We start from the raw sequence: 1,606 nt of genomic DNA, 5'->3' as shown, positions 1-1,606 counted from the left end.
GAGGATGAAATAAGAAAGAGAAATCGAAAAAGAACGGAAATACGGGCTTTAAAGAGTTTCCGAGACCGCTCAATTACTGGAATGGAGGAGCTATGAAAAAGAAGAAAACAGTGAAAAAGTTAAAAAAGAAAATTGCGGTTTTGGAAACAGAAAATCTGTCATTACAAGAGAGCGTTTTGCGGGCAGAGAACAACAGCAGGGAAAAAAGTGCTTTTTTATCCCATATGTCCCATGATATACGGACACCCCTGAATGGCATTATTGGAATGACAGGTATTGCCATGAAACATTTTGATGATAAAGATAGGGTTCTTGATTGTCTAGGGAAAATTGACAGTTCTTCCAAACATCTGCTATCCCTGATTAACGATATTTTGGATATGAGCCGGATTGAAAGCGGCAGAATGGTTATGAACCATGAACGGATGGATATACGTGAGGTGATTAACGGTTGTGCACTAATTGCAGAAAGTCTGCTGGCACAGAGAAAGGTGGATTTTGTCAGGGAGTTTGGTATATTCCATCATCCTCTGCTAATTGGCGATGAATTACATCTGCGTCAGGTACTTATCAATATTTTATCAAATGCCATTAAGTTTACCCCGGATGGAGGGAAAATCTTTTTTCAGGTAAAGGAGGTTTCTGCTGGAGACGGAAAGGCGATATACCATTTTGAGATTGAGGATACCGGAATTGGTATGAAACCGGATTTTTTGGAAAAAATTTGGGATTCCTTTACACAGGAAAATAGCGAAAATTGCAATGGGTATAAGGGAACCGGATTGGGAATGGCTATTACAAAAAAACTGGTTGATTTGATGGGGGGGATTATCAAGGTAGCAAGCAAGCCGGGAGTTGGCAGTAAATTTACTGTGGAGGTAACATTTGATACAGGGATAATGTCTGGCATTGCAGAGAAAGAGAATAAAATGGAAAGCATACAGGAACGGAATGCCCATCTGGACGGCATGAAAGTCCTGTTAGTTGAAGATACCCCACTGAATATGGAAATTGCAAAATTTATGCTGGAAGATGAAGGGATTGAAGTAATGACGGCAGAAAATGGACAGATTGCTGTTAATATTTTTAATAATTCGCCTGAGAATACTTTTAATGCTGTGTTAATGGATGTGAGAATGCCTGTGATGGATGGTCTGACCGCTACAAAATCAATCCGGACATTGCCAAGAACTGACGCTGTAACAGTCCCAATAATAGCTATGACAGCAGACGCATATAGTGAAGATATAAGAAGGACAACTGATGCAGGAATGAATGCACATCTGACAAAACCTGTCAGTCAAGAGAAAATGCTCTCGACTTTGGAGAAATTTTATTCTGTATAAATAATAAGCTCTTTTGGATATATATTTCTTTTGGCATTTTGAAAGAGATTAAAAAGCAAAATGAAAAATGCTTAAAAGCATTTTGTAAAAGATTTTAAGCATTTTTATGTCAAACTTTCCTGATTATCCTCTGCATCTATAAATATGTTCCGCCAGGGATATCTGTGAATAAGGAACCATGGAAGAAGGAAGAAGTGCATGGGTACGCCGACAGCGGGAGCAGATAAGGCGGCAGATGCGGAAAGCTGCTTTGCCTTCCG

The 1,606-nt window shown here is 39.4% G+C and carries 2 protein-coding genes; one reads left to right on the top strand and one right to left on the bottom strand.

The features are described from left to right. Positions 1-92 precede the first annotated feature (92 nt). Positions 93-1,346 carry an ATP-binding response regulator gene (locus tag D7Y06_RS25030; RefSeq protein WP_120410175.1) on the top strand — a complete coding sequence of 418 codons (1,254 nt, stop codon included), beginning with the start codon at positions 93-95 and terminating at the stop codon, positions 1,344-1,346. A 123-nt stretch (positions 1,347-1,469) separates the two neighbouring features. Here D7Y06_RS25030 and D7Y06_RS28725 read toward each other — a convergent pair. Next, the coding region (locus tag D7Y06_RS28725) for a DUF6431 domain-containing protein (protein ID WP_442970476.1) at positions 1,470-1,606 on the bottom strand (137 nt) is incomplete at its 5' end.

This window comes from Roseburia sp. 1XD42-69, assembly GCF_003612565.1.
In the GTDB taxonomy this organism is placed as follows: Bacteria; Bacillota; Clostridia; order Lachnospirales; family Lachnospiraceae; genus Roseburia_B.
The sequence above is the reverse complement of the archived record's forward strand: the minus strand, read 5'-3'. Positions and strand labels throughout refer to the sequence as shown.